The 25,180-nt window shown below is 61.7% G+C and carries 20 protein-coding genes and 1 tRNA gene; 14 read left to right on the top strand and 7 right to left on the bottom strand.

Going from position 1 to position 25,180, the window contains the following annotated elements; translation table 11 throughout:
• Window position 1 precedes the first annotated feature (1 nt).
• A complete protein-coding gene (locus ACMUVN_RS28135) occupies window positions 2–871 on the top strand; it encodes a LysR family transcriptional regulator (RefSeq protein WP_047613645.1) in 870 nt (289 codons plus the stop codon).
• Window positions 872–982: 111 nt separating this feature from the next.
• Here the strand turns inward: ACMUVN_RS28135 and ACMUVN_RS28130 are convergent, their stop codons facing one another.
• From ACMUVN_RS28130 to aceA, 3 genes are all read right to left on the bottom strand, one after another.
• On the bottom strand, window positions 983–2,089 hold the full coding sequence (locus ACMUVN_RS28130) for a helix-turn-helix transcriptional regulator (protein ID WP_097596018.1): 1,107 nt from the start codon (window positions 2,087–2,089) through the stop codon (window positions 983–985).
• Window positions 2,090–2,332: 243 nt separating this feature from the next.
• Window positions 2,333–2,569 carry a hypothetical protein gene (locus ACMUVN_RS28125; RefSeq protein ID WP_414815774.1) on the bottom strand — a complete coding sequence of 79 codons (237 nt, stop codon included), beginning with the start codon at window positions 2,567–2,569 and terminating at the stop codon, window positions 2,333–2,335.
• Window positions 2,570–2,590: 21 nt separating this feature from the next.
• Window positions 2,591–3,880: an isocitrate lyase gene (aceA, locus tag ACMUVN_RS28120; RefSeq protein WP_097595969.1), complete on the bottom strand. Its 1,290-nt coding sequence runs from the start codon at window positions 3,878–3,880 to the stop codon at window positions 2,591–2,593.
• 188 nt (window positions 3,881–4,068) lie between these two features.
• Here aceA and ACMUVN_RS28115 point away from each other — a divergent pair, with 188 nt between their 5' ends.
• From ACMUVN_RS28115 to ACMUVN_RS28095, 5 genes are all read left to right on the top strand, one after another.
• A complete protein-coding gene (locus tag ACMUVN_RS28115; protein ID WP_097595968.1) occupies window positions 4,069–5,478 on the top strand; it encodes a helix-turn-helix domain-containing protein in 1,410 nt (469 codons plus the stop codon).
• Between the two features lie 125 nt (window positions 5,479–5,603).
• On the top strand, window positions 5,604–6,701 hold the full coding sequence (locus ACMUVN_RS28110) for a polyamine ABC transporter substrate-binding protein (RefSeq protein ID WP_029868003.1): 1,098 nt from the start codon (window positions 5,604–5,606) through the stop codon (window positions 6,699–6,701).
• Window positions 6,702–6,814: 113 nt separating this feature from the next.
• On the top strand, window positions 6,815–7,957 hold the full coding sequence (locus tag ACMUVN_RS28105) for an ABC transporter ATP-binding protein (RefSeq protein WP_063476353.1): 1,143 nt from the start codon (window positions 6,815–6,817) through the stop codon (window positions 7,955–7,957).
• 4 nt (window positions 7,958–7,961) lie between these two features.
• The gene (locus ACMUVN_RS28100) at window positions 7,962–8,873 is read left to right on the top strand and encodes an ABC transporter permease subunit (RefSeq protein ID WP_029868001.1); all 912 of its coding nucleotides are present in this window, start codon (window positions 7,962–7,964) and stop codon (window positions 8,871–8,873) included.
• A 3-nt stretch (window positions 8,874–8,876) separates the two neighbouring features.
• Window positions 8,877–9,695 (top strand): ABC transporter permease, encoded by an 819-nt coding sequence (locus ACMUVN_RS28095; RefSeq protein WP_018244860.1) that lies wholly within the window; start codon window positions 8,877–8,879, stop codon window positions 9,693–9,695.
• Between the two features lie 61 nt (window positions 9,696–9,756).
• On the opposite strand, the gene ACMUVN_RS28090 is transcribed toward ACMUVN_RS28095, so the two are convergent.
• Window positions 9,757–11,649 carry an AsmA-like C-terminal region-containing protein gene (locus tag ACMUVN_RS28090; protein WP_127431248.1) on the bottom strand — a complete coding sequence of 631 codons (1,893 nt, stop codon included), beginning with the start codon at window positions 11,647–11,649 and terminating at the stop codon, window positions 9,757–9,759.
• A gap of 208 nt (window positions 11,650–11,857) precedes the next feature.
• Between ACMUVN_RS28090 and ACMUVN_RS28085 the strand changes: the two genes are divergently transcribed.
• On the top strand, window positions 11,858–13,810 hold the full coding sequence (locus ACMUVN_RS28085) for an acetoacetate--CoA ligase (protein ID WP_414815773.1): 1,953 nt from the start codon (window positions 11,858–11,860) through the stop codon (window positions 13,808–13,810).
• A gap of 242 nt (window positions 13,811–14,052) precedes the next feature.
• On the opposite strand, the gene ACMUVN_RS28080 is transcribed toward ACMUVN_RS28085, so the two are convergent.
• The gene (locus ACMUVN_RS28080; protein ID WP_414815772.1) at window positions 14,053–17,919 is read right to left on the bottom strand and encodes an ATP-binding protein; all 3,867 of its coding nucleotides are present in this window, start codon (window positions 17,917–17,919) and stop codon (window positions 14,053–14,055) included.
• Between the two features lie 214 nt (window positions 17,920–18,133).
• On the opposite strand from ACMUVN_RS28080, the gene ACMUVN_RS28075 reads away from it, so the two are divergent.
• The 4 genes from ACMUVN_RS28075 (at window position 18,134) to ACMUVN_RS28060 (ending at window position 19,536) form a co-directional block, all read left to right on the top strand.
• Window positions 18,134–18,583: a phasin gene (locus ACMUVN_RS28075; RefSeq protein ID WP_063476357.1), complete on the top strand. Its 450-nt coding sequence runs from the start codon at window positions 18,134–18,136 to the stop codon at window positions 18,581–18,583.
• A gap of 131 nt (window positions 18,584–18,714) precedes the next feature.
• Window positions 18,715–18,791, top strand: a tRNA-His gene (locus ACMUVN_RS28070).
• Window positions 18,792–18,886: 95 nt separating this feature from the next.
• Complete coding sequence (locus tag ACMUVN_RS28065; RefSeq protein ID WP_063476358.1) at window positions 18,887–19,324, top strand: DUF4174 domain-containing protein; 438 nt, start codon at window positions 18,887–18,889, stop codon at window positions 19,322–19,324.
• Between the two features lie 44 nt (window positions 19,325–19,368).
• Window positions 19,369–19,536, top strand: a complete 168-nt coding sequence (locus ACMUVN_RS28060) for a hypothetical protein (protein WP_088930367.1) — start codon at window positions 19,369–19,371, stop codon at window positions 19,534–19,536.
• Here ACMUVN_RS28060 and ACMUVN_RS28055 read toward each other — a convergent pair.
• A complete protein-coding gene (locus tag ACMUVN_RS28055) occupies window positions 19,533–20,414 on the bottom strand; it encodes a LysR family transcriptional regulator (protein WP_063476359.1) in 882 nt (293 codons plus the stop codon). The two genes, ACMUVN_RS28060 and ACMUVN_RS28055, sit on opposite strands and share 4 nt — an antisense overlap.
• On the bottom strand, window positions 20,411–20,725 hold the full coding sequence (locus tag ACMUVN_RS28050; protein WP_028758282.1) for a putative quinol monooxygenase: 315 nt from the start codon (window positions 20,723–20,725) through the stop codon (window positions 20,411–20,413). The genes ACMUVN_RS28055 and ACMUVN_RS28050 overlap by 4 nt, the downstream gene beginning before the upstream one ends.
• A 175-nt stretch (window positions 20,726–20,900) precedes the next feature.
• On the opposite strand from ACMUVN_RS28050, the gene ACMUVN_RS28045 reads away from it, so the two are divergent.
• From ACMUVN_RS28045 to ACMUVN_RS28035, 3 genes are all read left to right on the top strand, one after another.
• The gene (locus ACMUVN_RS28045; RefSeq protein ID WP_028758281.1) at window positions 20,901–22,397 is read left to right on the top strand and encodes a CoA-acylating methylmalonate-semialdehyde dehydrogenase; all 1,497 of its coding nucleotides are present in this window, start codon (window positions 20,901–20,903) and stop codon (window positions 22,395–22,397) included.
• A 252-nt stretch (window positions 22,398–22,649) separates the two neighbouring features.
• Window positions 22,650–23,132 (top strand): iron-responsive transcriptional regulator RirA, encoded by a 483-nt coding sequence (gene rirA, locus ACMUVN_RS28040; protein ID WP_414815771.1) that lies wholly within the window; start codon window positions 22,650–22,652, stop codon window positions 23,130–23,132.
• Between the two features lie 371 nt (window positions 23,133–23,503).
• Entirely contained in the window at window positions 23,504–25,099 is a 1,596-nt protein-coding gene (locus ACMUVN_RS28035) for an ABC transporter substrate-binding protein (protein WP_018244874.1), read from the top strand.
• Window positions 25,100–25,180: the final 81 nt, after the last annotated feature.

Raw genomic sequence — 25,180 nt, 5'->3', positions numbered from 1 at the left:
AATGAAAAACGCAAGTTGGGATTCCTATCAGCTTTTCCTGCAGGTCGCCCGGCTCGGCGGCTTGACCGGGGCAAGCACCGCAAGTGGACTGAGCCCGGCAACCGTCGGCCGTCGCATGCTCGATCTCGAACAGGAGATCGGCCGCGCATTGTTTTCGCGCAGCCAGACCGGATATCGTCTGACACACGATGGCCAGGCGCTGCTCGATCACCTTCAGGAGATGGAGGCCGCCGCCCGCAAGGTGGCGGCGTGGCGGCAATCCGGCGACGGCGGCACGACCGTCAGGGTCGCAGCCGGCACCTGGCTCGCCTGGCTGCTGACCGAGAATTTTGCCGCAATCCGCATGCCGGGCGATGCCTTCGCCATTTCGCTGACCATCGGCGAGGCGCGGGCAAGCCTTGCCTATCGCGAGAGCGATATCGGTATTCGCGCCTTCGAGCCCGAGGAGGCCAATCTCGCCGCACGTCAGCTCGGGGAGGTGGCCTATGCCGTCTATATCAGACGCAACACTGCCGAGACCGACGAGCGCTGGATTGCGGTTGCCGAGGAGGAGGCGATATCGGCCTATCTGCGCTGGCCGCACGCCCATGCCGCGACAGGGATCGTCGCCACCGTCAATCGGCCGCGTTCGCTGCCGGATCTGGTGCGCGCCGGCGCCGGCAAGACCGTGCTTCCCTGTTTCGTCGGCGATCTCCATCCTGAATTGCAGCGGCAGGGAGGCGAGTTGCCCGAATTGCGCCATCGGCAATGGATCGTCATGAATGCCGAGGACCGCCATCGCCCGGAGATCCGCACGGTCGCCGACCGCATGACCAAGCTCATCAGAAGTTATGCCGATCTCTTCGCCGGAAAACGGCCGAGCCGAGGTTAGAACATGTCGCGCCAAAGTGTGCAGCGGTTTTGCGATAAAGACATGTGTAAAAACAAAGACTTAAAGCGTGGAAAGCGCATCTGAACGATCGCGACTCGCTCGAGCAAAAAGCTACGGCATCAACCGGCGCACCAGCGCCACCTGGCTGTTCACTCCGAGCTTGGAATAGATGCTCTTGAGATGCGAGCGGGCCGTCTCATAGCTGACATCATGCGTCGTGGCGGCTTCACGCAGTGAAAGCCCGTCGGCAATCGCCGAGGCGATCCGCATCTCGGCCGCCGTCAACTGGTTGCTGCGCGCCAGCGCCTCGTTGATATCGCTCCTCAGCGCCATGCCTGTGCGCTCGATGATCAGTGCGATCGTCGGACCTTCCAGGAAGGCGGTGATGAAATCCGATTGCAGTCTGACGAGCGTGCATCTGACGTTGCCGGCTTTCGTCTTGACGAGCGTCGTCGATGGTGGCGGGCTTACGGCTGAATGATGATGACGGCTCAGCATATCGAGCCGGGCGCCCAGCGCCGGATCATGGATGACGAGGTGTCCGGATGGGCCGGTGCCGATGCCGCTGCCCTCGGCGAGCATCCGCTCCGCCGCCCTGTTGAGCGAACGGATCTGCTGGTTCTCGCCGAGATAGACGATGCCGGCGCCGATCGCATCGAAGAGCGCTAGCCCGTTTTCATCATTCTCGGGATCGCGGCGATCGCGTCGTATGAAATCGAAGGCGCGTCTGAGATGCGGGGCGAGATCGCTCAGCAGGTCGGCATTCACCCGGTTGTTGTCGGGATCGGCCGAAGAGGTCAGCGTCGACAAATTGAAGGAGCGACCATTCTCCCGCATGATGGTGACGCCGACGCTGCTTTCGCAGCCGATGCTGCGGACGAAGTCATTGTAGAATTCGGTCTTGATGAGATCGCTCCTCGGCAGCATCTGCTCGGCGATGACGCCGAGGCCGACCGGCCGGACAGCGGCCTTGGGCATCCACGGATTGATCCTCGCATAGTAGTGGTTATAGGCTTCGGCTTCCGTATCCTGAATGCCTGAAGCAAGCGACAGGCCGCCGGTGCGGGCGATGGCATCGTGGAAGAACAGCGTGGATTTCGCATCCGGCATCGTCCCGTTCAAAGCGTCGAGAAACGTCTGCCACGTCGTCTCGCCGAACAGGGCGGCGTAGATCAGATCGGTCAAGGCTTCGAGCTTGGGGTGCGGCGCGCCGGGCATGGGCAGTTCCGTTCGAAGATGCGCCATTATGACCCGACCAGGCGGCGGTGACAATTGCGTCAAATTGCGAAAGCCGGAGACCGCTGCGTCGTGCGGCTGGCAATAAGCCCGAAATCGGGTTCGGTTTCGGAAAGAATGATTCACAGATTCAAAATGATAAAGCGCCCACGCATCTCTTGGACGCGTGGGCGCTGCGATTGAGCAATGCGGGCCGGCACCGCCGGCCCGCCCCGGCAGGTTTCGTCAATGCCGGTTGGTGACGACGACCGGAATCAGCAGGTCGCCCCAGTTGCCGTCGCCGCCGTGATGACGGGCCGAGCGCACCAGTTCGACCGAGACGCCGGCCTCGACGGCTTTCATGATCGATTGGTTCAGCCGATGCAGGTCGTTGGCGAGCATGCGGATCGTCGTCTGCTGATCCTCGCTCATGCTGGTCGTCTGCTCTTCGGCCCGTTCCCGGACGCGTGTGATGGATGCCATGATATTCTCCTCCTCTTCGGGTTATTCCGCAGCCGGCTTGAACTGCGCATGTTCAGTTGAATCGTGCATCGCGGTGGTCGAAGACCGACCGCCGGTGATGGCGAGCGACACGGCGTCGAAATAGCCGGTGCCGACCTCGCGCTGATGTTTGGTGGCGGTATAGCCGTTGACCTCGGCGGCGAATTCCGCCTGTTGCAGCTCGGAATAGGCCGACATCTGCCGCTGCCGGTAGCCGCGCGCCAGTTCGTACATGCCGAAGTTCAGCTGGTGGAAGCCGGCGAGCGTGATGAACTGGAACTTGTAGCCCATTGCGCCGAGTTCGCGCTGGAACCGTGCGATCGTCGCCTCGTCGAGGTTCTTCTTCCAGTTGAAGGAGGGCGAGCAATTATAGGCGAGCAGCTTGCCGGGGTAGACCTTGTGTACGCCTTCGGCAAAGCGCCGCGCCTGCTCGAGGTCCGGCTTGGAGGTTTCGCACCAGATGAGATCGCAATGCGGCGCATAGGCGACGGCGCGCGCGATACAGGGCTCGATGCCGTTTCTGACCTGATAGAAACCTTCGACCGTGCGGCCGGCATCATAGTCGACGAAGGGCTGGTCGCGCTCGTCGATGTCTGAGGTCAGCAGCTTTGCCGCCTCCGCGTCGGTGCGGGCGATGACCAGCGTCGCAACGCCCATGACGTCGGCGGCAAGCCGAGCGGCATCGAGATTGCGGATATGAGCGGCCGTCGGGATCAGCACCTTGCCGCCGAGATGGCCGCATTTCTTTTCCGAAGCGAGCTGGTCCTCGAAATGAACGCCGGCGGCACCCGCCTCGATATAGGCCTTCATGATTTCGAAGGCGTTGAGCGGTCCGCCGAAGCCGGCTTCCGCATCGGCAACGATCGGCGCGAACCAGGTCTCGACGGAAAGCCCCTGGCCTTCCGCGGTCTCGATCTGATCGGCGCGCTGCAGCGTGCGGTTGATGCGCTTGGCCAGTTCCGGACCGGCATTGGCCGGATAGAGGGACTGGTCGGGATACATCGCCGATGCCGTATTGGCGTCGGCCGCCACCTGCCAGCCGGAGAGATAGATCGCCTTCAGCCCGGCGCGCACCATCTGCATGGCCTGATTGCCGGAAAGTGCGCCGAGCGCATTGACGAAATCCGCCTGGTGAATGAGCCGCCACAACCGGTCCGCCCCCATTTCGGCCAGCGTATGGCGCAGCGCCACCGAGCCCCTGAGCCGCTGCACGTCGTCGGCCGAGTAGGGTCTCTCAATGCCGTCGAAACGATTAGCTGATGCGTTTGGGACAAGTTTGTAAAAATCGGTCATGCTGCTCTCCTCACTAAAAGCCGATAAAGGGTGGTCATGACAAGATTGACAATATCAGCCGTTATGACCAGAAAAACCTTTGATTTCCTGCTCGGAAAGAGGTTAAGATGACGAGGATTGACAGAGCGGCGCTGTGAATTTGTAAAATTTTGTAAATACTGCGCTCCTAGCTTGTCAAAGGGTGTGACATGGCGGAACGGAAGATATTCGCAGGCCCGAAAGTCAGGCGCATCCGCAATGCGCTGGCGCTGACGCAGACCGCCATGGCCGAGGCGCTGGAAATATCGCCGTCCTACCTGAACCTGATCGAGCGCAACCAGCGGCCGTTGACGGTGCAACTCCTTCTCAAGCTTGCAAGCGTCTACAGGGTCGATCTGGAGGAATTGCGGGGGCAGACCGGCGGCAGTCTCGACCAGCTCAAGGAGATCTTTGCCGATCCGCTGCTGTCGGGCGAGCTGCCGGGTGATCAGGAATTGGTGGAGGTGGCCGAGGCAGCACCCAATGCCGCGAGCGGCATGATCAAACTCTACCGCGCCTATCGCGAGCAGGCGGCAAGGCTGTCCGATCTGACGGCGCTGATGGCCGCCGAGGGGCATGCGCCGGTCGCCGCCGGCCGGTTGCCGCTGGACGAGGTGCGCGAGACGCTGGAGCGCAGGTCCGGCTATTTCGGACGGATCGAGACGGCGGCAGAAGCCTTTGCCGCAACGCTCCCCGGTGGCCTCGATCTTGCCGCCGGGCTGAAGGATTGGTTGCGTTCCGAGCGCGGCATCGCGGTGCGCGTCCTGCCCGTCCACGTCATGCCGGATCTGCGCCGCCGTTTCGATCGCCATTCGATGCGGCTTTTCATCTCCGAGCGGCTGTCGCCGGCTGACCGGGCGCATGAGATATCAATCGAGGCGGCAACTCTGGCACTGCTGCCGGCAATCGATGCCGAGCTCGACGATATCCCGCTCTCCTCCGCCGAGGCGCGCCGCATCGCCCGCTTCGAGCTTGCCCGCATCGCGGCCTTAGCGTTGGCAATGCCCTACGAGGCTTTCCTTTCGGCGGCGAAGGCGACGCGTTACGATATCGATATTCTGCGCGCACGCTTCGGCGTCTCCTTCGGTCATGCCGCCGCGCGCCTTGCCATGCTGCAGCGCCCCGGGGCGGCGGCCATTCCCTTCTTCCTGATCGAGATCGATGCCGCAGGCCACCGGCTGCGCCGGGCGGGCGCCCAAGGCTTTCCGCAGGCCCGGTTCGGCGGCGGCTGTCCGAAGCTCAATATCCACGCCGCCTTCCTGCAGCCGGGCCAGATCCTCGCCGAAACCGTGGTCATGCCGGATGGCGCATCCTTCTTGACGGTCGCCCGCACTCTGGAGGGACCGAGTGTCGAATTCGGCGAAAGGCTAAGGCGCACCGCGATCCTGATCGGCTGCGACGCTGCCCTTGGCGGAGGTGTGGTCTACGGGCAGGCGATGGCGCTCGATCCGGTCGAAATCGGTCCGGCCTGTCGCCTTTGCGAGCGACGCGGCTGCCTTTCCCGGGCTGAGCCGCCGGTGACCAGACCGCTCGGGCTCGACGAGATGGTGGCAGGGCTCAGCGCCTTCGACTTCCAGTGATGTGAAATCGTTGAGGGCGCTGGATTTTGCGCTTGTGGGCTGTGAAATTCCTTCTTAGTCTGCGTGGAAAACCAGAGGGAAAAGATGTCCGGGGATGCGGAATCTTTGAACAAACAGGAGAAGTTATGAGGTCAACCATCCTATGCGTGACGGCCGCCGCCGTTACCGCACTCCTTGCTGCCGCTCCGGCCTTTTCGCAGGAGCGCGTGGTCAACGTCTACAACTGGTCGGATTATATCGACAGTTCCATCCTCGAGGATTTCACCAAGGAAACCGGCATCAAGGTCGTCTACGACACTTTCGATTCTAACGAGACGCTGGAGACCAAGCTCTTGGCTGGTGGTTCGGGTTATGACGTCGTCGTCCCCACCGTATCCTTCATGCAGCGCCAGATCGCCGCCGGCGTCTACCAGAAACTCGACAAGTCGAAGCTGCCGAACCTGGTCAACATGTGGGACGTCATCATGAAGGGCGTGGCGTCCTTCGACCCCGGCAATGAATACAGCGTCGACTACATGTGGGGCACGACGGGCATCGGCTATAATGTCGACAAGGTCAAAGCCGCCCTCGGCACCGACGAAAAGCCCAATTGGGACGCGTTGTTCGATCCGGCGAAAGCAGCCAAACTCAAGGATTGCGGCATCTATATGCTGGATTCCCCAACCGACGTCGTGCCCTCGGCGCTCGCCTATCTCGGGCTCAATCCGAACAGTACCGATCCCGCCGATCTCAAGAAGGCGCAGGAGGTTCTCACGGCCGTCCGCCCGTTCGTCCGCAAGTTCCATTCTTCCGAATATATCAGCGCGCTGGCGAACGGCGATATCTGCATTGCGCTCGGTTATTCCGGCGATATGTTCCAGGCTCGCGACCGTGCTAAGGAAGCCAATGCCGGCGTGAAGGTCGACTACTCGGTCCCGTCGCAAGGCGCCCAGATCTTCTTCGACGTCTTCGGCATTCCGAAGGATGCGCCGCATGTCGCCGAAGCCCATGAATTCATCAACTACATGATGAAGCCGGAAGTGATCGCCAAGGCCTCGAACTTCGTCTTCTACGCCAACGGCAACAAGGCGTCGCAGCAGTTCCTCGACAAGGAGGTCCTCGACGATACGGCGATCTACCCGACGCCGGAGGTAATGGCGAAACTCTTCACCGTTCCGCCGCTCGATCCGAAGACGCAGCGGATCGTGACGCGGCTATGGACCACCGTGGTCACCGGCCAATGATAGAACAACGGCCCGGACGGAAACGTCCGGGTCTTTTTTTGACGATCCCGGCTGGGTGAAACCGGGAGCAAAAGCCAAGAATAAAAGCAAAGAATGCATTTTCGGGGAACAATATGAAGTCTCTAGGCAATATTCGCCGCTCTTTCGCACCTTGGACCGATCCGTCCGCCAAGCCCTTCATATCCATCAAGAACGTCACCAAGCGTTTCGGTGATTTCACCGCCGTCGATAACCTGTCGCTCGATATTTATCACCGCGAGTTCTTCGCGCTGCTCGGCGCTTCCGGCTGCGGCAAGTCGACGCTTCTGCGCATGCTCGCCGGCTTCGAGCAGCCGACCTTGGGCGAAATCGTCCTCGATGGCACCGATATGGCCGGTACGCCGCCCTATCGGCGCCCCGTCAACATGATGTTCCAGTCCTATGCGCTTTTCCCGCACATGACGGTCGAGAAGAACATCGCCTTCGGCCTGAAACAGGACGGCATGGCGAAGGACGAGATGACTGACCGCGTCTTGCAGATGTTGAAGCTCGTCAAGCTGGAGCAGTTCGCCTCCCGCAAACCGAACCAGCTTTCCGGTGGCCAGCGCCAGCGCGTGGCGCTGGCCCGCTCGCTCGCCAAGCGCCCCAAGGTGCTGCTGCTCGACGAACCGCTCGGCGCGCTCGACAAGAAGCTGCGCGAGGAAACCCAGTTCGAGCTGATGGACCTGCAGCAGAATCTTGGACTTACCTTCGTCGTCGTCACCCACGACCAGGAAGAGGCGATGACCATGGCAGACCGTATCGCCGTCATGAGCCACGGCAAGGTGGTGCAGGTGGCGACGCCGGCCGAGATCTACGAAGCGCCGAATTGCCGTTTCGTCGCAGATTTCATCGGCGACGTGAACATTTTCGACGGCAAGGTCGCCTCATCGGGCAACGGCACCGTCGAGATATCAGTCGACAGCGGCTTCAGCGTGCGTGTCGCCGCTTCCGAAACACCTTCTGCAGGCAGCGCCGTCGGCTTCGCCATCCGGCCGGAGAAGATGCGGGTCGGGCGCACGGCTCCCGCCAACGCGTCCGTCAACGCCGCCAAAGGCGAACTCTGGGATATCGCCTATCTCGGCGACATGACCGTCTTCCATGTGAAATTGCAGAGCGGCAATATCGTCAAGGCCTCGTCCCTCAATGCGCAGCGCTCCGTCGACGACCCCTTCACCTACGATCAGGAAGTCTGGGTCTCCTTCGACGAGAATGCCGGCGTCCTGCTGAAGGATTGACGTCATGGGCAAGCTCACCTCCGGCCTCTACAATCGCCTCGTCATCGTCATCCCTTACGCCTGGCTGCTGCTCTTCTTCCTGGCGCCCTTCTTCATCGTCTTCCGCATTTCGATGTCGACGACGGCGATCGCCATGCCGCCCTATGAGCCTGTCTTCTCCTTCGCCGACGGCTGGGCCGGCCTCTTAAGTAAGATCGGCGAATTCTCCTTCGACAATTACACCTACCTGACCGACGACCCGCTCTATTTCAACGCCTATGTGTCGAGCGTGGTGATCGCCGCGATCTCCACCCTCCTGACGCTGCTGATCGCCTATCCGATCGCCTACGGCATGGCGCAGGCGCCACGTGGCCTGCGGCCGACGCTGGTCATGCTTGTCATCCTGCCCTTCTGGACGAGCTTCCTGATCCGCGTCTACGCCTGGATCGCCATCCTCAAGCCGGAGGGCCTGTTCAACCAGCTGCTGCTGTCGCTGCACCTGATCGATGCGCCGCTGATCATCCTCAACACCAATACCGCCGTCTATATCGGCATCGTCTATTCGTATCTCCCCTTCATGGTACTGCCGCTTTATTCGGCGCTCGAGAAGATGGACGGCACGCTGATCGAGGCAGCGCAGGATCTCGGCTGCCCGCCGATCACCGCCTTCTGGCGCGTCACCTTCCCGCTGTCGATCCCCGGCGTGGTGGCCGGCTGCATGCTGGTCTTCATCCCCGCCGTCGGCGAATTCGTCATCCCCGATCTGCTCGGCGGGTCGCAGACGCTGATGATCGGCAAGACGCTGTGGAACGAGTTCAATTCCAATCGCGACTGGCCGGTCTCCTCGGCGGTGGCGACCATCCTGTTGCTGATCCTGGTCATCCCGATCGTCTTCTTCCAGAATGTCCAGGCCAAAGCCGAAGAGCGGGGGAAATAAACCATGCTGAAATGGACCCGTTTCAATATCGTCTCCGTCACGCTCGGCTTCGCCTTCCTCTATCTGCCGATCGTGCTTCTCGTCATTTTCTCCTTCAACGAATCCAAACTCGTAACCGTCTGGGGCGGCTTCTCGACGAAATGGTATGTCTCGTTGATGAGCAATCAGGCCTTGCTCGACGCTGCCTGGGTGACGCTGCGCGTCGGACTGCTGTCGGCAACATTTGCAACCATCCTCGGCACGATGGCGGCGCTGACATTGGTGCGTTACACCCGCTTTCGCGGCCGGATGCTGTTTTCGGGCATGGTCTATGCACCGCTCGTCATGCCGGAGGTCATCACCGGCCTGTCATTGCTGCTGCTCTTTGTGGCGATCGGTCTCGACCGTGGCTTCTGGACGATCACGCTCGCGCATACGACGCTGACCATGTGCTTTGTCGCCGTCGTCGTCCAGTCGCGCCTGCTGAGTTTCGATCATTCGATCGAGGAAGCGGCGCAGGATCTCGGCGCGCCGCCGGTGCGCACTTTCTTCGAGATCACCCTGCCGATCATCGCGCCGGCCGTGCTCTCCGGCTGGATCCTTGCCTTCACCCTCTCACTCGACGATCTGGTGATTGCGAGCTTCACCTCGGGGCCGGGCGCCACCACGCTGCCGATGAGGATTTACAGCCAGGTCCGCCTCGGTGTGACGCCCGAGATCAATGCGGTGTGCACGATCCTGATCGGCGTCGTCGCCTTCGGCGTCATCTGCGCCTCGATCATCACCAAGCGCCGCGAAACACAGCGCCAGAGGGATGAGCGTGCCGCTGCGGCCGGCGCGTGAGCTGAAATTGCGTGAAACAAAAGATGAAGCGCTTCCGTTTTTCGAAGAAAACGGAAATGCTCTATTGCGCGTGCGGCGTATTGCCGAAAAGCGGCACTGGCGAGATCACCGGGTTGGGCCATGAACCGCCGACGAAGAACGGTAGAAGCGGCAGCTCTGCCGCCTTGGCCGGATCGGTTGCCTCCAGCGATCCGGAAAGCGCCAGCCCGTTCGACTGATAGGTAATGACGCCGGAAAGCGTCAGCGTCTCCGTGGCGCCGGCAATATGAGCGTCGTGCATCTCGGCGGTGCCGTTGGCGAAATCGGCCTGCAGGTTCAGCTGGTTGAAGGTGAAGGCGCCGCCTGCCGCCGCGCTCAGCGGAAAGAACGGCTTTTCGGCTGCCTGCGTGCGGAGCGCTGCGGCATCGATGCCGGGGATCGTGCCTTGCTTCGTCCAGAAGCGCAGCTTGCCGGTGACGTCGGCAAGGCCGGTCGTCCATATCGCCTTCGGCGACCGGAGGTCGAGATCGAGCGATCCTGTCGCAAGCGGCAGCGGACCTTTCAGCTGCAGGCGCTCGGCAAGAGCTGCGAAGTCGGCATCGCGGATCGACAGCTGCAGCTTGCCGCCACCGTCGAAGTCGCGCTGCGTCGCTTCCAGATGCGCGGTCATCTCGCCGCCTTCGAACTGGCTGTCGCCAATATCGAATTTCGCCTCGCCGCCGGCCACGATCATGCTGGCGCCGACATCGGAAAGCTCGAAGAGACCCATTTGCGCGCGCCGTGCCGAAAGCCTGACGTCGACATCGAGCATCTGCAGCGGCCCAGTGATGCCGGCGGAGATTTCTTCTGCCTCTCCGGCTGCGAGCCTGAGCGCGAAGGCATCGAGGAAGGGCTTGAGGTTCATCTGGTCGAAAGCGAGCGTGCCGCCGATCTTCGGCCGTTTGCCGGGCTGGGTAAAGAGATCCATCACCCCGGTGGCGCTCGCTTCGTTCAGGGAGAGGCTGAGATTGTTGAAGCGCAGCCCGCTGCCCGACGACATGATGTCGGATTCCAGCGAGGCGCTCTTCAGCGTCCCGATGCCCGGGACAGATTCGCCCGACCATGCCAGAAGGGCCGGCACATCGGGGATGCTGGCGGTGACATTGCCGGAAAGGGCCGAAAGGTTGGCGATGCTGGCAACGCCCTGGAAATGCGCCGTCAGCAGGTTTGACGTGAGCGACGTCCGTGCCTCGGCATTCCGGCCGGCAAAGGCGAGCAGCGGCTGGCGCGAGGCGAAATCGATCTTCAGGTCCTGGCCGTTGATGCGGGCGATGATGACCGCCGAGATCGCGCCGGACAGTCTCGGCCAAGCGATATCTGCGGTGACGCTGTCGAAATGAAAGGCCTTGGCGCTCTTGATGTCGGTGACCACAAGCGTGCCATCCTCGACGGTCAACGCGCCGATCTCGGCATCGAGATCGGGATCGAGCACCTCCGCTCCGTTCTCGTAGCGCACGCCGCTGATCGCGCGTGCGAGCAGGCCGGCATAACTCCAGTCGATCAGCCCCTTCTCGTCGCGCGTGAGCGCCAGGCTGGGGCGCAGCAGGTGGAATTCGTGGAAACTCGTCCGCCCACGGAGCGCGTCTATGAGGCTGAAATCGGCCGACAGGCTTTCAATGCTGCCGAGCAGCTTGTCGCCGCTTTCGCGCGGCTGGCGGATGGTGACCTGGTTCAGCGTGATGCGCGGCGTCGGCCAGAATTCGAGAACCGGACTGCCCTTGATCTCGGCATGGTAGCCCGTCCATTTCGACAGCGCGTCCTCGATGCCGGAGCGCACGAAGCCGGTGGAAATGAGATAGGGGGCGGCGACCCGCAGCGCCACGAAAAGCGCCAGCGCGATCAGCAGGAATACCGTCGAAACACGGGCGAAGGCCGGAAGCCAGCGCGAAACGGGTCCGATCTTCCTGCGCCACCTGCGATGTCTTGACGTGCTCATGATCTCCGCCGGCAATGCAGCCGGTCATCCCGTTATGCGCTGGTTTCGGCGGATATAGGAAATATCGGGCATATGCAAATCCCATACAATGCCGCGCGTCTTTTCAAGAGGCGCAAAAGACGATGCGATAGGCGACGGATCACGTCGGTTCCGCACTTTATAATGCAATGCAGCATGATATAAAGACGGCATTGGGGAGGAGGATTGAATGCAGGATAACAGACCACTTTGGGTGCCCTCGGACGCCGCCGTTGCCAGAAGCCCGATCCATGCCTTCATCGAGCGCTGCAATGCCGATTTCGGGCTTTCTCTTTCGGGCTTTGAGGATCTGCATGCATGGTCGGTGGCCGAGCGGGAGAATTTCTGGTCGACCGTCTGGGATTTCTGCGGCGTGAAGGGAGAACGCGGCGCAGAGGTACTTGCCAATGGCGACCGCATGCTGGAGGCCCGCTTCTTTCCCGATGCGACGCTGAACTTCGCCGAAAATCTGTTGTCGGGCCGCGGTGAAGGCGAGGCCATCATCTTCCGCGGCGAGGACAAGGCCGAGGATCGCTGGTCGTGGGACTGGCTGCGCGCGCTGGTCTCGAAGCTGCAGCAGGCCTTCGCGGCCCGCGGCATCGGCAAGGGCGACCGCATCGCCGCGATGATGCCGAACATGCCGGAGACCGTCGCCGCCATGCTCGCTGCCGCCTCGATCGGCGCCATATGGTCGTCCTGCTCTCCCGATTTCGGCGAGCAGGGCGTGCTCGACCGCTTCGGCCAGATCGGCCCCAAGCTCTTCATCGCCTGCGATGCCTATTGGTATTCCGGCAAGCTGCAGGATGTCGGCGCCAAGGTCGCCACGGTTGCCAAAAGCCTGGATGTCCCGACGGTCATCGTCCACTACGCCGGCGATGCGGAGGCGGTGGCGGGCAAGACGCCGGGGGCTTCGACGCTCGAGGCCTTTGTCGCGCCTTATGAGGCAAGGGAGGTCGAGTTTACGCCGCTTGCCTTCGCGCATCCGCTGTACATCCTGTTTTCGTCGGGGACGACAGGCGTGCCGAAATGCATCGTGCATTCGGCCGGCGGCACGCTGCTGCAGCACCTCAAGGAGCAGCGGCTGCATTGCGGCCTGGAGGCGGGGGAGAAGCTGTTCTACTTCACCACCTGCGGCTGGATGATGTGGAACTGGCTGGTCAGCGGCCTTGCCAGCGGCGCAACGCTCTGCCTGTTCGACGGCTCGCCCTTCGCGCCCGATGGCAACGTGCTGTTCGACTATGCCGAGGCCGAAAAATTCGCGATCTTCGGCACTTCGGCGAAATATATCGATGCGGTGCGCAAGGGCGGGCTGACGCCGCGCGCAAGCCACGATCTCTCCAGCCTGCGGCTGATGACCTCCACCGGCTCGCCGCTGTCGCCTGAGGGGTTCACCTTCGTCTATGAGGGCATCAAGGCGGATGTCCATCTCGCCTCGATTTCAGGCGGCACCGACATCGTCTCCTGCTTCGTGCTCGGCAATCCGCTGCAGCCGGTCTGGCGCGGCGAGATCCAGGGGGCCGGCCTCGGTCTTGCGGTCGATGTCTGGAACGATGATGGCAAGCCGGTGCGCGGGGAGAAGGGTGAACTCGTCTGCACCAAGGCCTTCCCTTCGATGCCGGTGATGTTCTGGAACGATCCCGATGGCGCCAAGTATCGCGCCGCCTATTTCGACCGGTTCGACAATGTCTGGTGCCACGGCGATTTCGCCGAATGGACGGAGCATGGCGGCCTGATCATCCACGGCCGTTCGGATGCGACGCTCAATCCCGGCGGCGTGCGCATCGGCACGGCCGAGATCTACAATCAGGTGGAGCAGATGGAGGAGGTGGCCGAGGCGCTGTGCATCGGCCAGGAGTGGGACGACGACGTGCGCGTCATCCTCTTCGTGCGCCTTGCTTCCGGTGTGACGCTGACCGAGGATCTCGTCAAGGCGATCAAGACGCGGGTCCGCACCGGCGCCTCGCCGCGGCATGTGCCGGCGAAAATCATTGCGGTTGCCGATATTCCCCGCACCAAATCCGGCAAGATCGTCGAACTTGCGGTGCGCGAGGTCGTGCACAACAGGCCGGTCAAAAACCAGGAAGCGCTCGCCAATCCCGAGGCGCTGCGGCTCTTCGCCGGTTTGAGCGAACTGAAGGATTGATGGCGATCGCAAGCTACAAGCTTTCACCCTCCATCAATCGCCTGTCATGGAAACCTTTCGTTAAGAAAGGTTTGTCAAATGTAAAGCTAACTTAGGGGTCGCACATGAACGAGGCGGCCTGAAGCCCCAGGGCTTACAACAACATGACGTTGATCGACTGAGCTCTTGTTGAACAGCACCAATTTTCGAGGCAGCCTCCGGGCTGCCTTTTCTTTGTGGTGATCGCTTTTCTTTTGCGCCGATCAGCCGGCCAGCACCCGCTGCGACGGGAAGGTGATCTCGACGAGAGTGCCCTCGTTCGGCGCCGAATTGATCGAGAACACCGCCCGGTTGGCATCGACCATCGCCTTGGTCAGCGGCAGGCCGAGCCCGGTGCCGTCGCCGCGGTGGCGCGACTGGGTCGAGGAGACCTGCCGGAACGGCTTCATCGCCTGGTCGAGTTCACTGCGCGTCATGCCGATGCCGGTATCGCGGACCCTCAAGACAACGCTGCCATTGGCCTCGTAGGAGGTGGAAACGACGATCTGCCCGCCCGACGGGGTGAAGCGGATGGCGTTCGACAGGATGTTGAGCGCGATCTGCTTGATCGAGCGCAGATCCGCCACGACTTCGGGCACCGCATGCGACAGCGCCGTGCGGATGATGACGCGCTGGCCGTTCGCCTGCGGCTGCACCAGCGCCACGGCTTCGGAAACCGCCTCGTTGAGGCCGACAGCGGCAAAATCGAGGTCCATCTCGCCCGCCTCGATCTTCGAAATGTCGAGCAGATCGTTGACGATATCGAGGACGTGCCGGCCGGAGCGGCCGATGTCGTTGGCATATTCGATATAACGGGGATGGCCGATCGGCCCGAAGCGCTCGCCCGCCATCATATCGGAAAAGCCGATAATCGCATTGAGCGGCGTGCGGATCTCGTGGCTGACGCGGGCGAGGAAATCGGTCTTGTGGGCGTTGGCGGTTTCGGCCGCACCCTTGGCGTTGCGCAACTCGTCTTCGGTGCGCTTCCACTGGGTGATATCGCGGATGACGGCGCAGTAGCCATTGGAGGAGGTGAGCTGGCCCATGGTCATGAACAGCGGCACGAAGCCGCCGGCCGCCTCGCGGCCGATCACTTCGCGTCCGTCGTTCAGCACGCTGGCCACACCATGGCCGGAGAGGCCGTTCAGATAGTCGAGGACCGCCTTCTGGCTCTCATGGGCAAACAGCATGACGAAGGGTTTGCCGCGCGTCTCCTGCTCGTCGTAATTGAAAAGCGCGCTCGCCGACCGGTTCATCGAGCGGATGTCGCCCTCCGTGCCGATGACGACGACGCCGTCGGTCGCCGTTTCCAGGATCGAGCGCAATTCCTCCACTTCGACCTGAAGCTTGGCGACCTTCTCGACCATCCGCTCGGGACGGGCTTCGAAACGGCCCTCGGAGCGGCCCTCGGAACGGCTTGCTTCACTGCGGCTGTCATCCTTGCCTTCGACCGGCATCAGCGCCAGCATCAACGCGTTGGCATCTTCCCAGCGCACCGATTGCAGCCGGGCGGTCACCGGCGCCAGCGTGTCATCGGCCTTGACGAGCATCATGGTGCTGGAGCCGGCCGCCTTCTCCTCGAGTTCGCGGCGCTGCAGCAGGGCCTCGATGCCGCCCACCTCGCGCAATGCGTCGAGCGAAGCATAGCCCGTCAGCCGCATGAATTCCGGATTGGCATGGATCAGCGCATCGCCGATATGGATGAGCACGGCGACAGGCAGTTGGTCGACCGTTCCCACCGAAAGCCCGTCGGTCATCTTGACGCGCGGCGGGATGAAGCTTGTGAGAACCTCGATCTGGCTGACCGTCTCCTCGAGTCCTTCCGTCGCCTCGTCTTCGGCGATAACAGCCGGCTCCTCGGCGACGACGTCGTCTTCGCGCTCGGCCTCGACGGCATTCTCGAAGATCGCCTCTTGCGGCGCGATTTCCTCGGGCGAGGCGATGTCAGCCTTGTCGCCGGGAGTTTCGGCCTCGGACTCTTCATGTCCAGAGGCCCCTTCGAAGCTCGCCATTTCCGCGACGGCGGATTCCACCGCCGCCGTCACGGTAGGTGCCGCCGACGCCGGGGCTGCGGGTTCCATCGGCGCTGGAGCGGCGGGCTCTTCCTTGCGCGTGCCGAAGGCTTCCAGGCGCTTGGCAATCTCGCGGAAATTCGCCTGTTCGGCGGCCGTCAGCCCGGCGCTGGTATTGTGGAGCTGAACGATCTTGTCGGAGAAACGGCGATTGGGCGTCTCGGCAATGCGAAGCGCCGGCGGCTCGTCCGAAAGATCCGCTGCCGGCCCGGCGGCAGGTGCTTCGTCGGCGCCCGTCGCCTGTTCTTCTACTGTATTCTCCGGCGCTGACGTCTCGGCGATCGCCTCTTCGGCCGTGATCTCTTCCGATCCCGTCTCTTCGGTCTCCGGTTCGGCTGCCACAAACGCCTGGTCGCCGATCTCTTCCGACACGATGGTTTCGGCCGGGACCTCCTGGGACGCGGCTTCCGCTTCATCGGCCACCGGGCCGAGGCTCGCGGCATCATGGCCGATACCATCAGGGCCAAGCGTCAGGCCGAGCGCCAGCGGATCTTCCTGCGCGTCCGAAAGCCGGACGACGCCGAAGCCGCGGAAGCCGTCGAAGTCGCGGTTGCGGGTATAGGTCGGCAGTGCTGCCAGATCGACCGGAACGACGAGGCTGGTGCCTTCGACCGGCCAGAGGATCGTCTTGCCCGACCATGTGTCGCGGCGGGCGAGCGCCTCGGAAAGCTTGCCGTCAGGATCGAGGTTGAAAAGGGCGGCGACATCGCCGAAGGCCGAACCGATGATGTGGGACGCATGTGGACCGACGGCCTCGGCAAATTCGTGGCTGACCTCGGTGAAGCAGCCATCGGCGTCGATCTTCCAGACGAAGCGCGTGGCGCGGCTATTCGGCCTGAAGACAAAGCCGGGCTCAGCCGCAAGCTCAGGAGCAGGGGCAGCGTTGGGGACCACAGGCGTTGCGATGGCGGGCTCTTCATGAACCGCTTCCGGCGCATCTTCGATAGGCGTTTCGTGGGTTTCGGCAGACGGCTCCGCCACGGCCGTTTCCACCGTCTCGGTGAAGGAGGCAAGGTCGTCCTCGATGGTCGCGGCAGGCTTGTCGGCCCCATCCGCGCTGCTATCGATCACACCGACGTCACTCGCCACCTCGGCATGTCCGGCGAGACCAGCCTCTTCGACCGCCTCGTCTTCGGATGCCGCTGCTGTCTCGGCCGGCTGTTCGTTTTCGCCGGTGATGTCCTCGAGCGTCTCCTCGACCTCTTCGATCCCCGAGACCGCGTCGATAATCTCGGTGAAGCCGGTGGCGACGGCAGGCTCGTCCTGAAGCAGTTCGGCGGCCGGCACGCTTTCCTCCTGCGCGGGCGCATCGACCGGGTCGAGCGCGGGGGCATCGATCGGGTCGAGATCGCCGATCGCGGCCTCCACGGCAAAAAGCAGATGGAGCGCCGGCTCGTCGCTGAGCTTGCCGAAGGCGGCCGGAAGATTGCCTCTGGTGGTGGCGACGGGACGCTTCACCAGCCGGTCGGGATGGGCGCCGGCAAGATTGATCAAGGTCTTTGCGGTCTGCTCTGATATGCCGAGCGACGCAAAGCCCGGCGAAGCGGCGATGACTTCGCCATTGGCGCCGATCACCGCCATATGCGTATCGGGATCATCAAGCCCTTGCAGCATCTGCGCCGCCGAGGCGCCGGCCGCCAATGGCTTTGCCGAGACCGGCACCGAAAACAGGATGGCCTTTTCGCCTGAGGAGAGCCGGATCAGTTCGGCGGCCGCCTGCACTTGGGCGCGCTGGAAGCCCTTGGCGACGCGGATCATCAGGCTTCTGTTGTCACCGACATCGGAAAGCTGGCGCGCAGCCGTTTCCAGCTGGCGGAAGGTAATGTCGCCCCGGTCGACGCCCTGGTCGAGCAGGTCATAGACCGCCGAATGGCCGAAAAGCTCCGCACCTGCGCCGTTTGCCCAGAGCAGGCGGGCAAGATCGGCCGAAAACAGGACCATCGCCTCGCCGCGTGAAAAGCGTTCCCGCACCCGTGCATGCACGGCGATATCGATGAACGGATATTGGACTGCGGGCATGTTCGAACCTTGTCGCTGTCGGCCTTCTTAAATTAACGGCTTATTAATAACTGCGGGTGGCATGCCGGTCCAGAAGAGCAGGGTGTTTTCGGCCGGAAAGGTTAACGTCTTGTGCATCGCACAATAATTGTTGCAATGCACAATGATATGTCTTATATAAGCATCATCCCAACTATCGAAGGCAGCGACTGCCTCAGCCCAAAGGATGCGACCCATGGCTACCATAAAGACCGATGACGTTTTTTCAATTGCTTCTTTCGACCCGTCCAAGTTCGCCGAATCCTTCCGTGATTTCGCCGAAAAGGGCGCCCAGCAGTCGAAGGATGCCTATGCCAAGCTGAAGACCGCTGGCGAGGAAGCCGGCAAGACGCTCGAAGCCACCGTCCAGACGGCTCAGGCCGGCAGCGTTGAGATCGGCCTGAAGGCGATCGACATCCTGCGCGTCAATTCCGAGAACTCGCTGTCGCACTTCGAAGCGCTGCTCGGCGTCAAGTCCGCCGCCGAATTCTTCGAACTGCAGACCTCCTTCATCCGCAAGCAGGCCGAACTCACTGTCGAGCAGGCGAAGTCGATCCAGGAAACCACCAAGCAGGTGGCCGAAAAGCTCGCAAAGCCTTCCAAGGACGCCGCCGAAAAGGCCCTGGCTTCCTTCAAGGTCGCCTGATCGGTCTTTTACCGATCGCAGACAAAAGGCTGGACCTCGCGTCCAGCCTTTTTGTATATTGACGAGGAAGGGGGCTTGAATTCATCGCCAAGTCCTCGTATGTGACCCCCGTCGCGCCAAGCGTGATTTATGCGGTTGTAGCTCAGTTGGTTAGAGCGCAGGTTTGTGGCACCTGAGGTCGGAGGTTCGAGACCCCCCAACCGTACCATTTCTTCCCCCACGATCAGAATGAAAACCCGGTTCCCGCCGTTTCGATGGAACCCATGCCGGCCCGCGCCGTTCTCCAGTTAACGGGAGATACGCATGTCGAAAACCCTTCTCTACGGTGCGACCAAGATCGATCAGACCAACAGCGCCTATGCGCCGGTCGAAAGCCTTGCTGCGTTCCAGTGGAAGAACCGCGTTTTCGTTGTTTTCGCCGACAGGGACAATGCCCGCGCCGCCCGCCAGGAGAACCAGCTGCTGGCCGATCGCTCGGCCCTCGATGAGCGTGACCTGGTGGTGCTGAAGATATCAGGCGCCGGCGTTCGGCCGCTCTTCGGTGCCCCCGATGGTCTCGACGGCGAAGCGATCCGCCGCGATCTCCAGGCGCCCGATGTGGGCGAGTTCGCGGCCTTTCTTGTTGGCAAGGACGGCACTGTCAAGCTGAAGGCCAGCGAGCCGATCACCGATGGCGAGCTCTTCGCCATCATCGACAGCATGCCGATGCGCGCTGCCGAATCGCTGAAGCCGGACAAATAGTCCCGAACATCGCGTCAAACCAAGATCATGAAAGGGAGGCGGTCATGTCCGTGCCCAACGAACCCATTCCCGACCAGCCGCCGATGCCGGCACCCGGCTGGAAGCCGGTGCCTCCGATCACGGAACCGGAGCCGGACAGGCTGCCCGACGAGGCGCCGGTTCCGAACCCGGACGAGAACGACGAGCCGGCAAAGCACGTGCGGGACGTTTAAAGAAAAATATGGCGCTCGGCGCTGACGAGTTCCTGCAGGAAATCGGCAACGCTCCTGACGCGCACGAGATCGCGCGCCGTTTCGTGATAGGTCGTCCAGTAGGCCCGCCGGATCGAAATTTCAGGCAGGATGCGCTGGAGCTCCGGATACTGCCGGGCGATATAATCGTGCAGAATGCCGATGCCGGCGCCTGATCGCACCGCCTCCGTCTGCCCGATCGCCGTCGATATCTCGAAGCTCGCATCCCAGCTGCGCATCACCTCGCCGGAGAAATTCAGCGAGGCGGTGAAGATCAGGTCTTCGACATAGCCGATGCGCGGATGCGCCTTCAGCGCCTCGATATCGCCGGGCGTGCCCTGGGTGGCGAGGTAGTCGCGTGAGGCATAGAGGCCGAGCGTGTAGTCGGTGAGTTTGGAAGAGACGAGCCGGCCTTGTACCGGCCGCTCCAGCGTGATGGCGATATCGGCCTCGCGCTGCGACAGCGAGAAAGAGCGCGGCACGGGTACGAGCTGGATCTTCAGTTCCGGATGGCGCTCGATCAGTCTGCCTATGCGCGGCGCCAGGAAGGATACACCGAACCCATCGGGCGCGCCGACGCGCACGGTCCCGGCAATAGCCGTATCGGTGTGGCCGAGGCTGGCCTGTACTGCGAGCATTTCGGTTTCCATCCGCTCTGCGGATGCCAGGAACACTTCGCCTTCGGCCGTCAGCTCGCAGCCATTCGTGCGGCGGATGAAAAGCCGTGTCTTCAGCGCCTCTTCCAGCGACGTCAGCCGGCGCGAGAGCGTGGCGTGATTGAGCCCCAGCCGCTTCGAGGCGGCAAGGATCTGCCCGGTGCGGGCGACGGCCAGGAAAATACGCACATCGTCCCAGTTCATGGCTTGGCACGCATGGCGATCGGATCGACCTCGATCAGCGCCAGCGATGTCACCATGCCCGCCGTCTGGTTCTTGTATTTCAGGAAATGCGGTGCCTGCAGATGGGCCTCATATGCCGCCTGGTCGGTGTAGACCTCCAGAATACGGATGCGGTTTGGGTGGTCCCTGATGGAAACGGCGCAGAGGGAAAGGACGCCGTCTTCCAGCGCCACCGATGCCTCGATTTCCTCTGCGAGCAATGCGCTATAGGTTTCCAGCGTCTCCGGAGCGATCTCCAGCTCCGCCATTCTGACGACGGGTTTCCGGCTCAACGGTTTGACCTCCCCTTGGGATTTGACTTGTCGACGTGCCGTGCCAAGTTTGTAAGCAGCAGGCCCGATGCAACGACAGGACTACAATCTACGCACAACAGTTCCTTATATCAGCGCATTGATTTGTGCAAATTGAAGTGCGATTGTCGGTCATCCAAAAACAGGAGGAACACCCATGCATGAGATCGGTCATTTCATCGGCGGCAAGCATGTTGCCGGCACCAGCGGCCGCGTGAGCAACGTCTACAATCCGGCAACCGGCGAAGTGCAGGCGACGGTCGCGCTTGCAAGCGTCGAGGAACTGCGCGCCGCAGTCGAAAACGCCAAGGCCGCGCAGCCGAAATGGGCTGCCACCAATCCGCAGCGCCGCGCCCGCGTCTTCTTCAAGTTCGTCGAACTCCTGAACAAGCACATGGATGAACTTGCCGAATTGATTTCCAAGGAACACGGCAAGACGATCGAGGATGCCAAGGGCGACGTCATCCGCGGCCTCGAAGTCTGCGAATTCGTCTGCGGCATTCCGCATCTCGCCAAGGGTGAATTCACCGAGGGCGCAGGCCCGGCGATCGACATGTATTCGATCCGCCAGCCGGTCGGCATCGGCGCCGGCATCACCCCTTTCAACTTCCCCGGCATGATCCCGATGTGGATGTTTGCGCCGGCGATCGCCTGCGGCAACGCCTTCATCCTGAAGCCCTCCGAGCGTGATCCCTCCCTGCCGATCCGTCTCGCCGAACTGATGATCGAGGCCGGTCTGCCCGCCGGCATTCTCAACGTCGTCAACGGCGACAAGGGTGCTGTCGATGCGATCCTTACCGATCCCGATATCGGCGCCGTCTCCTTCGTCGGCTCGACGCCGATCGCTCGCTACGTCTATGGCACGGCGGCAATGAACGGCAAGCGCGCCCAGTGCTTCGGCGGCGCCAAGAACCACATGATCATCATGCCGGATGCCGATATGGACCAGGCCGTCAACGCGCTGATGGGCGCAGGCTATGGTTCGGCCGGCGAGCGCTGCATGGCGATCTCGGTTGCCGTTCCGGTCGGCGAAGAAACCGCCAACCGCCTCGTCGAGAAGCTGACGCCGAAGATCGAATCGCTGCGCATCGGCCCCTACACCGATGACAAGGCCGACATGGGCCCGCTCGTCACCAAGGATGCCTATAACCGTGTCCGCGGCCTGATCGACCGCGGCATCGAGGAAGGCGCCAAGCTCGTCGTCGACGGCCGCGATTTCAAGCTCCAGGGCTATGAAGACGGCTATTTCGTCGGCGGCTGCCTGTTCGACCACGTCACGCCCGAGATGGACATCTACAAGACCGAGATCTTCGGACCTGTCCTCTCCGTCGTCCGCGCCGCGAACTATGAGGAAGCGCTGTCGCTGCCGATGAAGCACGAATACGGCAACGGCGTCGCCATCTACACCCGTGACGGCGATGCCGCCCGCGATTTCGCCTCGCGCATCAATATCGGCATGATCGGCATCAACGTTCCGATCCCGGTTCCGCTCGCCTACCATTCCTTCGGCGGCTGGAAGGCATCGAGCTTCGGCGACCTCAACCAGCACGGCACGGATTCGATCAAGTTCTGGACGAAGACCAAGACGGTCACCGCCCGCTGGCCCTCGGGCATCAAGAGTGGCGCCGAGTTCGTCATGCCGACGATGAAGTGATCTTCACGACATTCCAATCTGCAATCTGCAATTCGGGGGCCTTTCGGCCCCCGAATTTTTCGATTATAAGTTGTTGATTTTTGGTGGCGTTGTTCTCAGATGAGTTGCCGGTCGCGTGACCCCCGTGATGGGGGCGGATTGACGTCGCGGCAAATGGCCTCATAAGCTGAATGCGAATTTCATATTTTGGAATTGTTCAAAACTAGCAAACCGCCTATATAGGTCTGAACAGGCACGAGTCAGGAGAATGGCATGCGGTTGACGAAGCAGACCAACTATGCGGTTCGCATGTTGATGTATTGTGCTGCCAACGACGGGCACTTGAGCCGGATTCCGGAAATCGCCAAGGCCTATGGTGTTTCCGAGCTCTTTCTTTTCAAGATTCTCCAGCCGCTCAACAAGGCGGGTCTGGTCGAGACCGTGCGCGGTCGCAACGGCGGCGTGCGCTTGGGCAAGCCGGCGGCCGACATTACCCTCTTCGACGTGGTTCGGGTCACGGAAGACAGTTTCGCCATGGCCGAATGCTTCGAGGATGACGGTGAGGTCGAATGCCCGCTGGTCGACAGCTGCGGCCTGAATTCGGCGCTGCGCAAGGCGCTCAACGCCTTCTTCGCCGTGCTTTCGGAATATTCCATCGACGACCTCGTCAAGGCCCGTCCGCAGATCAATTTCCTTCTCGGAATCACCGGTGAGCAGCCATATCGCAAACCCGCGATCGTTGTCCCCGCCGCCTGAACTATCCCTTGTGCGTCCGAAAGGACGCACGGCGCTCTAAGCGCAGATTATGCTTCTGAACCGCGGTTGCTCCAGCAGCCGCGGTTTTTGTTTTTGCGGCGTCTCCCGGTCTCGGAAATGCGGGGGGATGGCGTCCGCGTGTCGCGATGGCGGCGCTTTTATACCAAATGCGACAAAATTCCGGTCTTTTTTGTCCGAAAATTTCCAAATGCGGCTGATTTTTGACTGAAAATTTCTAAAATTGTCCAGCTGGAAAATTTTTCTCCGTAGCCCGTTGCTTTCAGTAGATAAATATCGTTCCATCAACCGTCGATCGTGATGCCATTCTACGATCTCCAAACATCAAAAAAGAACAACCGGGAAACAATACTATGAAAAAGATCTCTGTCCTCCTGGCAGCGACGGCCCTGATTTCCGTCATGGCGACGTCGGCCTGGTCCAAGACCCTTGTCTATTGCTCCGAGGGCTCGCCGGAAGGCTTCGACCCGAGCCTCTACACGGCAGGCACGACCTTCGACGCGTCGTCGCGCACGGTCTATAGCCGTCTCGTCGAATTCAAGCATGGCGGCACCGAGATCGAGCCGGGCCTGGCCGACAGCTGGAGCGTTTCGGCCGACGGCAAGGAATACACCTTCAAGCTGCATCCGGGCGTCAAGTATCAGACCACCGACTTCTTCACGCCGACGCGTGACTTCAATGCTGACGATGTCATCTTCTCGTTCGAGCGCCAGCTCAAGGCTGACAATCCCTGGAACAAGTATGTCGAGGGCGGCTCTTACGAATATGCTGCCGGCATGGGCTTCCCGGAGCTGATCAAGTCGGTCGAGAAGGTCGATGACCTCACCGTCAAGTTCACGCTCAACCATCCCGAAGCGCCGTTCCTCGCCGACCTCGCCATGGACTTCGCCTCGATCGTCTCCAAGGAATATGCCGACAAACTCGCCGCCGACGGCAAAATGGCGCAGATGAACCAGCAGCCGCTCGGCACCGGCCCGTTCACCTTCGTCGCCTACCAGCCGGATGCCGTCATCCGCTACAAGGCCAACGAGACCTATTTCAAGGGCAAGGAAAAGATCGACGATCTGGTTTTCGCGATTACCTCTGACGCCGCCGTCCGCGCGCAGAAGCTGAAAGCCGGTGAATGCCACCTCATTCCTTATCCGAATGCGGCTGACGTCGCCGAACTCAAGAAGGACGAGAACCTGACCGTGCTCGAGCAGGCCGGCCTGAACGTTTCGTATCTCGCCTACAACACCTTGATTGCTCCGTTCGACAAGGCCGAAGTCCGCAAGGCGCTGAACATGGCGATCAACAAGCAGGCGATCGTCGATGCCGTCTTCCAGGGTGCCGCGGCCGTTGCCAAGAACCCGATCCCGCCGACGATGTGGTCCTATAACGATGCCGTCGTCGACGACAAGTATGATCCCGATGCGTCGAAGAAGATGCTGGCAGATGCCGGCGTCAAGGATCTGAAGATGAAGATCTGGGCAATGCCGGTTTCGCGTCCGTACATGTTGAACGCGCGTCGCGCCGCCGAATTGATGCAGGCCGACCTGGCCAAGGTCGGCGTCGATGCGGAAATCGTCACCCATGAATGGGCCGAATATCTGAAGCTCTCGTCCGACAAGAATCGCGACGGTGCCGTCATCCTCGGCTGGACTGGCGACAACGGTGATCCCGACAACTTTATGGATACGTTGCTTGGCTGCGACGCTGTCGGCGGCAACAACCGCGCGCAGTGGTGCAACAAGGAGTTCGACGATCTGATGACGAAGGCCAAGCAGACGGCCGACGTCGCCGAGCGCACCAAGGCTTATGAGCAGGCTCAGCTGATCTTCAAGAAGGAAGCTCCCTGGAATACGCTCGACCACTCGTTGGTCTTCGTTCCGATGAGCAAGAAGGTCTCGGGCTTCTTCATGGATCCGCTCGGCATCCACCGTTTCGACGGCGTGGACATTTCCGAATAATAAAAAATCTGTAAACTACCCGGTCAACGCCGGGTGCGGCCGGCGGTCAGGTTGCCCTGACCGCCGGAAACTATTGGAAAA

This window comes from Rhizobium sp. IY2 (assembly GCF_047532935.1).
GTDB classification, from domain to species: Bacteria; Pseudomonadota; Alphaproteobacteria; order Rhizobiales; family Rhizobiaceae; genus Rhizobium; species Rhizobium anhuiense.
The sequence above is the reverse complement of the archived record's forward strand: the minus strand, read 5'-3'. Positions and strand labels throughout refer to the sequence as shown.

Excerpts from the sequence above, each read along its gene's own strand:
- ACMUVN_RS28135 (WP_047613645.1), top strand. The coding sequence starts at position 2 with ATGAAAAACGCAAGTTGGGATTCCTATCAGCTTTTCCTGCAGGTCGCC.
- ACMUVN_RS28130 (WP_097596018.1), bottom strand. The coding sequence starts at position 2,089 with ATGCCCGGCGCGCCGCACCCCAAGCTCGAAGCCTTGACCGATCTGATC.
- ACMUVN_RS28125 (WP_414815774.1), bottom strand. The coding sequence starts at position 2,569 with ATGGCATCCATCACACGCGTCCGGGAACGGGCCGAAGAGCAGACGACC.
- aceA (WP_097595969.1), bottom strand. The coding sequence starts at position 3,880 with ATGACCGATTTTTACAAACTTGTCCCAAACGCATCAGCTAATCGTTTC.
- ACMUVN_RS28115 (WP_097595968.1), top strand. The coding sequence starts at position 4,069 with ATGGCGGAACGGAAGATATTCGCAGGCCCGAAAGTCAGGCGCATCCGC.
- ACMUVN_RS28110 (WP_029868003.1), top strand. The coding sequence starts at position 5,604 with ATGAGGTCAACCATCCTATGCGTGACGGCCGCCGCCGTTACCGCACTC.
- ACMUVN_RS28105 (WP_063476353.1), top strand. The coding sequence starts at position 6,815 with ATGAAGTCTCTAGGCAATATTCGCCGCTCTTTCGCACCTTGGACCGAT.
- ACMUVN_RS28100 (WP_029868001.1), top strand. The coding sequence starts at position 7,962 with ATGGGCAAGCTCACCTCCGGCCTCTACAATCGCCTCGTCATCGTCATC.
- ACMUVN_RS28095 (WP_018244860.1), top strand. The coding sequence starts at position 8,877 with ATGCTGAAATGGACCCGTTTCAATATCGTCTCCGTCACGCTCGGCTTC.
- ACMUVN_RS28090 (WP_127431248.1), bottom strand. The coding sequence starts at position 11,649 with ATGAGCACGTCAAGACATCGCAGGTGGCGCAGGAAGATCGGACCCGTT.
- ACMUVN_RS28085 (WP_414815773.1), top strand. The coding sequence starts at position 11,858 with ATGCAGGATAACAGACCACTTTGGGTGCCCTCGGACGCCGCCGTTGCC.
- ACMUVN_RS28080 (WP_414815772.1), bottom strand. The coding sequence starts at position 17,919 with ATGCCCGCAGTCCAATATCCGTTCATCGATATCGCCGTGCATGCACGG.
- ACMUVN_RS28075 (WP_063476357.1), top strand. The coding sequence starts at position 18,134 with ATGGCTACCATAAAGACCGATGACGTTTTTTCAATTGCTTCTTTCGAC.
- ACMUVN_RS28065 (WP_063476358.1), top strand. The coding sequence starts at position 18,887 with ATGTCGAAAACCCTTCTCTACGGTGCGACCAAGATCGATCAGACCAAC.
- ACMUVN_RS28060 (WP_088930367.1), top strand. The coding sequence starts at position 19,369 with ATGTCCGTGCCCAACGAACCCATTCCCGACCAGCCGCCGATGCCGGCA.
- ACMUVN_RS28055 (WP_063476359.1), bottom strand. The coding sequence starts at position 20,414 with ATGAACTGGGACGATGTGCGTATTTTCCTGGCCGTCGCCCGCACCGGG.
- ACMUVN_RS28045 (WP_028758281.1), top strand. The coding sequence starts at position 20,901 with ATGCATGAGATCGGTCATTTCATCGGCGGCAAGCATGTTGCCGGCACC.
- rirA (WP_414815771.1), top strand. The coding sequence starts at position 22,650 with ATGCGGTTGACGAAGCAGACCAACTATGCGGTTCGCATGTTGATGTAT.
- ACMUVN_RS28035 (WP_018244874.1), top strand. The coding sequence starts at position 23,504 with ATGAAAAAGATCTCTGTCCTCCTGGCAGCGACGGCCCTGATTTCCGTC.